General features: G+C 60.9%; 6 protein-coding genes. 2 read left to right on the top strand and 4 right to left on the bottom strand.

The window, feature by feature from the left end; translation table 11 throughout:
- Window positions 1-83: 83 nt before the first annotated feature.
- The 4 genes from dapB to grpE form a co-directional block, all read right to left on the bottom strand.
- Window positions 84-890 (bottom strand): 4-hydroxy-tetrahydrodipicolinate reductase, encoded by an 807-nt coding sequence (gene dapB / locus AAZU54_RS27095; protein WP_434727885.1) that lies wholly within the window; start codon window positions 888-890, stop codon window positions 84-86.
- Window positions 891-903: 13 nt separating this feature from the next.
- Complete coding sequence (dnaJ, locus tag AAZU54_RS27090; RefSeq protein ID WP_186556505.1) at window positions 904-2,028, bottom strand: molecular chaperone DnaJ; 1,125 nt, start codon at window positions 2,026-2,028, stop codon at window positions 904-906.
- Between the two features lie 199 nt (window positions 2,029-2,227).
- Window positions 2,228-4,156: a molecular chaperone DnaK gene (dnaK, locus tag AAZU54_RS27085; protein ID WP_312154693.1), complete on the bottom strand. Its 1,929-nt coding sequence runs from the start codon at window positions 4,154-4,156 to the stop codon at window positions 2,228-2,230.
- Window positions 4,157-4,258: 102 nt separating this feature from the next.
- Window positions 4,259-4,813, bottom strand: a complete 555-nt coding sequence (gene grpE / locus AAZU54_RS27080; protein WP_186556507.1) for a nucleotide exchange factor GrpE — start codon at window positions 4,811-4,813, stop codon at window positions 4,259-4,261.
- 191 nt (window positions 4,814-5,004) lie between these two features.
- On the opposite strand from grpE, the gene recN reads away from it, so the two are divergent.
- Both recN and AAZU54_RS27070 read left to right on the top strand, forming a co-directional pair.
- Window positions 5,005-6,678, top strand: coding sequence for a DNA repair protein RecN (recN, locus tag AAZU54_RS27075; RefSeq protein WP_186556508.1), 1,674 nt, complete (start codon window positions 5,005-5,007; stop codon window positions 6,676-6,678).
- A gap of 43 nt (window positions 6,679-6,721) precedes the next feature.
- Window positions 6,722-6,935 (top strand): hypothetical protein (locus AAZU54_RS27070; protein WP_434727884.1); only part of this gene is annotated, 214 nt, incomplete at its 3' end.

Below are 6,935 nucleotides of genomic sequence, written 5' to 3'. Positions count from 1 at the left end.
CCAGTACAGGCAACACCTGCGCCCCTACTGGCACTATCGCGGGGCAAGCCCGCTCCCACGAACGGCTGATCAGTTCGCTCTTATCAACGCAGCTCGAGCACGTCCTGCATGTCGTACAGCCCCGGCTCGCGGCCATCCAGCCACAGCGCGGCACGCACCGCACCCTTGGCGAAGGTCATGCGACTGGAGGCCTTGTGGGTGATTTCCAGGCGCTCGCCTTCAGCCGCGAACAACACGGTGTGATCACCCACTACATCACCAGCGCGCACAGTGGCGAAGCCAATGGTCTTGCGATCACGCGCACCGGTCTGGCCTTCACGGCCATACACCGCCACTTCCTGCAGGTCACGACCCAGCGCATTGGCAACCACTTCACCCATGCGCAGCGCAGTCCCTGAAGGTGCATCGACCTTGTGCCGGTGGTGAGCTTCGATGATCTCGATATCGACGTCATCACCCAGCACGCGCGCCGCCATATCCAGTAGCTTGAGGCTGAGGTTGACGCCAACGCTGAAGTTGGCCGCGAAGACGATCGGAATCTCTTTGCCCGCCTCGGCCAGCAACTGCTTCTCTTCGACAGAGAAGCCGGTCGTGCCGATGATCATCGCCTTGCCGTGCTTGCGGCAGAACGCCAGGTTCTTCACGGTCACCGAAGGGTGAGTGAAGTCGATCAGCACGTCGAACTCGTCAACCACCTTGGCCAGGTCATCGGAGATCGGCACGCCGATTCGCCCCAGACCCGCCAGCTCACCGGCATCAGCACCCACCAGACTGCTGTCGGGGCGATGAATCGACGCCGTCAGCCCAGCTTTTGGCGCCTGTTGCTGGACCGCCTCGATCAGGACCTTGCCCATCCGCCCCGCCGCGCCCATTACCGCAATACGTCGCATAGCCTGTTCCTTGTCAAAGATCGCCGAAGAAGCGCTTCACACCCTCGAACCAACCGCTGGCCTTGGGCGAATGAGAGCTATCACCTTCGAGCGAGTCACGCAGCTCTTCGAGCAGCTCACGCTGACGACGGCTGAGGTTGACCGGGGTTTCCACCGCCACGCGGCACAGCAGGTCACCGGCCGCACCACCACGCACAGGGGCTACACCCTTGCCGCGCAGACGGAACTGCTTGCCGGTCTGGGTACCTTCCGGGATCTTCAGCTTGACCCGACCATCAAGGGTCGGTACTTCCAGCTCGCCACCCAGGGCAGCGTCGGTATAGCTGATCGGCACTTCGCAGTACAGGTGCTTGCCGTCGCGCTGGAAGATCGCGTGCTCACGCACGTTGATCACGACATACAGATCGCCAGTCGGGCCGCCGTGAGCACCCGCCTCGCCTTCGCCCGACAGGCGAATACGGTCGCCGGTATCGACGCCAGCCGGCACCTTGACCGACAGGGTCTTGTATTCCTCGACACGGCCTTCGCCATGGCAGGAATTGCACGGGTCGGTGATGATCTTGCCCTGACCATGGCAGCGCGGGCAGGTTTGCTGCACCGAGAAGAAGCCCTGCTGCATGCGCACCTGGCCGATACCGCCGCAGGTTGGGCAAGTCGAAGGGGTCGAACCCTTCTTCGCGCCACTGCCGTCACATGGCTCGCAGTTGACCAGTGTCGGCACCCGGATATTGACCGTGGTACCGCGCACCGCTTCTTCCAGATTGATCTCCAGAGTGTAGCGCAGGTCGCTGCCGCGCTGAGCGCCGCCACGTCCACCGCCGCGACCACCACCGAAGAAGTCACTGAACACATCGCCAAAGATGTCGGAGAAGTTGGCGCCGCCAAAGCCTGCACCGCCGCCACCCATGCTCGGGTCGACACCGGCGTGACCATACTGGTCGAACGCTGCGCGCTTGCTCGCATCAGACAGCACTTCGTAGGCCTCGTTGGCCTCCTTGAACATGTCTTCGGACTCTTTGTCGCCCGGATTACGGTCCGGGTGGTACTTCATCGCCAGCCGGCGATAAGCCTTCTTGAGGTCTGCTTCGCTGGCGCCGCGCTCGACACCCAGGACCTCATAATAATCACGCTTGGACATAGGTCATTTGCACCTTGTTGGGCGTTCGGCATCCGCGCCGCGCCATCAGCTCCTGCCTGCCGCCAACTAAAATGGCCGCTGACAGATGCTGTAAAAATTCTCGAATTACAGATACGCCAACGCGGGAGCAAGCCCCCGCGCGGCGACATCCTACCAGCTCACCGCCATGGGGCGGTGGCTGGGCGACAACTTGCAGGGATTACTGCTTGTTGTTGTCTTTCACTTCTTCGAACTCGGCGTCAACCACGTCATCGTGCTTGGCTTCCGGCTCAGCCTGCTGCTGGGCGCCGCCCTGAGGCTGCTCAGCTGCCTGCTCGGCGTACATCTTCTGAGCAACCGGTGCGGAAACCTTGGACAACTCCTCGACCTTGGCTTCGATCGCAGCCTTGTCGTCGCCTTTGACAGCGGCTTCCAGGGCAACAAGGGCAGCTTCGATCGCGGTTTTCTCTTCAGCGGTAACCTTATCACCGGCGTCAGCGACCATTTTGCGCGTCGAGTGGACCAGCGCATCACCCTGGTTACGGGCAGCGGCCAGCTCTTCGAACTTGCGGTCTTCTTCCGAGTTCGCCTCAGCGTCGCGGATCATCTGCTGAATTTCTTCATCAGACAGACCGGAGTTGGCCTTGATCACGATCGACTGAGTCTTGCCAGTCGCCTTGTCCTTGGCACCTACGTGCAGGATACCGTTGGCGTCGATGTCGAAGGTCACTTCGATCTGCGGCACGCCACGTGGTGCTGGTGGAATGTCGGCGAGGTCGAATTTACCCAGCGACTTGTTCTGCGCAGCCTGCTTACGCTCACCCTGCAGCACGTGAATGGTCACAGCGCTTTGGTTGTCGTCAGCGGTGGAGAACACCTGCGACTTCTTGGTCGGGATGGTGGTGTTCTTCTCGATCAGCGCAGTCATCACGCCGCCCATGGTTTCGATACCCAGGGTCAGCGGGCTGACGTCCAGCAGCAGTACGTCCTTGACATCGCCAGCCAGAACCGCGCCCTGGATGGCAGCACCCATGGCAACCGCTTCGTCCGGGTTGACGTCTTTACGTGCTTCTTTACCGAAGAAATCGGTAACCGCTTTCTGCACCAGCGGCATGCGGGTCTGACCACCGACCAGGATCACGTCGTTGATCGAACCCACGTCGATACCGGCATCTTTCAGAGCGATGCGGCAAGGCTCGATGGTGCGCTGCACCAGGTCTTCTACCAGCGACTCCAGCTTGGCGCGGGAGATCTTCACGTTCAGGTGCTTAGGACCGGTGGCATCTGCAGTGATGTACGGCAGGTTGACGTCGGTCTGCTGGCTCGAAGACAGCTCGATCTTGGCCTTTTCCGCAGCTTCTTTCAGGCGCTGCATGGCCAGCGGGTCACCTTTGAGGTTCATGCCGCTTTCTTTCTTGAACTCGTCGACGAGGTAGTCGATCAGGCGAATGTCGAAGTCTTCACCACCGAGGAAGGTGTCACCGTTGGTGGCCAGAACTTCAAACTGATGCTCGCCGTCGACTTCGGCGATTTCGATGACCGAAACGTCGAAGGTACCACCACCCAGGTCATAAACGATCACGGTGTGATCGCCCTTGGCCTTGTCCATACCGTAAGCCAGTGCAGCTGCGGTTGGTTCGTTGATGATACGTTTTACGTCAAGACCGGCGATGCGACCGGCATCCTTGGTGGCTTGACGCTGGCTGTCGTTGAAGTAAGCCGGAACGGTGATGACCGCTTCGGTGACAGGCTCGCCGAGGTAGTCTTCGGCGGTCTTCTTCATCTTTTTCAGGATCTCGGCAGAGATCTGTGGCGGCGCCATTTTCTGGCCGTTGACTTCGACCCAGGCGTCGTTGTTGTCAGCCTTGACGATCTTGTACGGGACCATCTGAATGTCTTTTTGCACGACTTCTTCGTCGAAGCGGCGACCGATCAGACGTTTTACCGCGTACAGGGTGTTGTGCGGGTTGGTGACCGCCTGGCGCTTGGCCGACTGACCCACCAGGATCTCGCCATCGTTAGCGTAGGCGATGATCGAAGGGGTAGTACGCGCGCCTTCGGCGTTCTCGATAACCTTGACGTTACCGTTTTCCAGGATGGAGACGCACGAGTTGGTGGTCCCCAGGTCGATACCGATGATTTTACCCATGTTAACTCTCCCGAAACTTTGAATTAGCTAGCAGCGACTACATTGGCCAACTGCGGTAATACTTGAATGCTTGACACCTAAATGGGGACGCCCCAGAGGATTTCAAGCCTTTTCATCGATCGAAGGTTGAGCTGCAGCAGGCGACTTGCTGACCACCACCATGGCGGGGCGCAGCAGGCGGCCGTTGAGCAGATAACCCTTCTGGAACACCTTGAGCACGCTGTTGGGCTCGACCTCGTGGCTTTCCTGCATGGCCATGGCCTGGTGGTGCTCGGCGTTGAACGGCTCGCCGTGCGGATCGACAGCCTCAAGGTTGTAGCGCTTGAGGGTGTCGTGGAACATCTTCAGGGTCAGCTCGATACCTTCGCGCATCGGCTTGATGGTTTCGTCGTCGGCGCTGGACAACTCCAGGCCACGCTCCAGGCTGTCGATCACTGGCAGCAGGTCGCCGGCAAACTTCTCCAGGGCGAACTTGTGTGCCTTCTCGACATCCTGCTCAGCGCGGCGACGCACGTTCTGCAGGTCTGCGGCAACGCGCAGGGACTGGTCCTTGGCGGCGGCCAGCTGCTCCTCGAGCACCTGGACGCGGGTACCGAGATCCTCAGAACCTGCCTCTTCGGTGTTAGGGGTTTGTGGATCCAGCTGTTCGTCAGCCATTGGCTATCTCCTCCGCAATTTCTGGTATGCGAGACGTACTCGCCTTGTCTGTCGGCTATATGGGGTCGTAAAAATCAGGTTCAAGGGGCAGACAGCTTTCCGTGGTGACAAATCAATCTCCAAACGGGCATTGTCAGCCAGGCAAAAAGCACTGTATAAATATCCAGACATGACCCTTCGGGAGCGCCCTCATGCTGGTCCACCTGTCCATTCATAACTACGCCATCGTCGAACACCTGGACCTCGAGCTCGCTCGCGGCATGAGTGTGATCACCGGCGAAACCGGCGCCGGTAAATCGATCATGCTCGACGCCCTGGGCCTGGCCCTGGGCGACCGGGCCGACAGCGGCGTGGTGCGCCCCGGCGCGGACAAGGCAGACATCCTCGCCACCTTCGATTTGGTCGACATCCCCGAAGCCAGCGTATGGCTGAGCGAGCGCGACCTGGAAAGCGACGGCCCGTGCATCCTGCGCCGGGTGATCACCGCCGAAGGGCGCAGCCGCGGCTATATCAACGGCACGCCCTGCCCGCTTGGCGACCTCAAGGCGCTGGGTGAGTTGTTGATCGACATCCACAGCCAGCACGAGCACCAATCGCTGCTCAAGACCGACACCCACCGCCGCCTGGTCGATGAGTATGCCGGCGCGATCGACCTGTCCCGCCAGGTGCAGCTGGCCGCGCAACGCTGGCGCCAGACCCGCCAGGAGCTCGAGCGCCTGTCCAACTCGGGCGACGAGCAACGCGCCCGCCAACAACTGCTCAGCTATCAGCTCGAGGAGCTGGACAACCTCGGCCTGGGCGAGAACGAACTGGAGCAGCTGGAGCAGGAACATAAAAGCCTGACCAATGCCGAGGCGCTGTTCGGCATCTGCCGCCAGGTCATCGATCAATGCAGCGAGAGCGATTCGGGCAATGTGCTCAACGCACTGACCGTCAGCCTCAACCGCCTCACCGCAGTAGCCAGCGCGCCCAAGGCCTTGGGCGAGGCCGCCACCCTGATCGCCAGCGCACAGATCCAGGTAGAGGAAGCGGTTGGCGAGCTCAACCGCTTCCTCGATAACTTCGACGCCGACCCGATGCGCCTACAGGCGCTGGAAGAGCGGCTCGATACTATCTATACGCTGGCGCGCAAACACCGCGTGCACCCCACCGAGCTGCCGCACCTACAGCTGCGCCTGATGGAGGAGCTCGAAGGGCTCAATGCCAGCGACGAGTCCATCGAACGCCTGGGCGAAGAACTGGCAGCCTACGCCCAGCACTATCAAGACAAAGCTGTCGAATTGAGCGCACTGCGCCAGCAGGCCGCCAAACAGTTGGCCACGGCGGTAGAGCAGGAAGTCCAGCGCCTGGGCATGCCTGGCGGGCGCTTCTGTATCGAGCTCACGCCGTTTGACAGCCCCGAGCCGTCACCGCACGGCCTGGAGCAGATCGAATTGCTGGTCAGCGCCAACCCTGGGCAGCCACTGAAGGGCCTGGCCAAAGTGGCCTCGGGTGGTGAGCTGTCGCGGATCAGCCTGGCGATTCAGGTGATCACCGCCCAGACCTCGCGAATTCCGACCTTGGTGTTCGACGAAGTGGACGTGGGCATTGGCGGGCCTACCGCCGAGATCGTTGGCCAACTGCTGCGGCGGCTCGGCGAACGCGGCCAGGTGCTGACAGTGACCCACCTGCCGCAGGTGGCGGCGCAGGGGCATCATCACCTGTTCGTGCACAAGGTGCGCAATAGCGAGACCACCCATACCGCAGTGGCCAACCTGGGCAAGCGTGAACGGGTCGAGGAAGTGGCGCGGATGCTGGGCGGGATTGACCTGACCAAGGAATCGCTGGCGCATGCGCGCAAGATGGTGGTCAGCGGTAAGGCCTGATCGGCGAGGGGCACGTAATCCTTGGCATCGTGGGAGCGGGATCGTGGGATCGTGGGATCAGGATCAGGATCAGGATCAGGATCAGGATCAGGATCAGGATCAGGATCAGGATCAGGATCAGGATCAGGATCGTGGGAGCGGGCTTGAACTGGTCAACTTATTTTGGACACCAGTTAAGGTTTCATGCCGCATCCTTGAGCTTTTTCTCCATGGCTACCGGGGTTTGATAACCGTTGTAGCTGTGGAGGCGCTTCAGG

Source organism: Pseudomonas sp. Je.1.5.c (assembly GCF_051129895.1).
Classification (GTDB): Bacteria; Pseudomonadota; Gammaproteobacteria; order Pseudomonadales; family Pseudomonadaceae; genus Aquipseudomonas; species Aquipseudomonas urmiensis.
The sequence above is the reverse complement of the archived record's forward strand: the minus strand, read 5'-3'. Positions and strand labels throughout refer to the sequence as shown.

What these genes read in the sequence shown, in the direction of transcription:
- dnaJ (WP_186556505.1), bottom strand. Translation starts at nt 2,028, where the DNA reads ATGTCCAAGCGTGATTATTATGAGGTCCTGGGTGTCGAGCGCGGCGCC.
- dnaK (WP_312154693.1), bottom strand. Translation starts at nt 4,156, where the DNA reads ATGGGTAAAATCATCGGTATCGACCTGGGGACCACCAACTCGTGCGTC.
- recN (WP_186556508.1), top strand. Translation starts at nt 5,005, where the DNA reads ATGCTGGTCCACCTGTCCATTCATAACTACGCCATCGTCGAACACCTG.
- grpE (WP_186556507.1), bottom strand. Translation starts at nt 4,813, where the DNA reads ATGGCTGACGAACAGCTGGATCCACAAACCCCTAACACCGAAGAGGCA.
- dapB (WP_434727885.1), bottom strand. Translation starts at nt 890, where the DNA reads ATGCGACGTATTGCGGTAATGGGCGCGGCGGGGCGGATGGGCAAGGTC.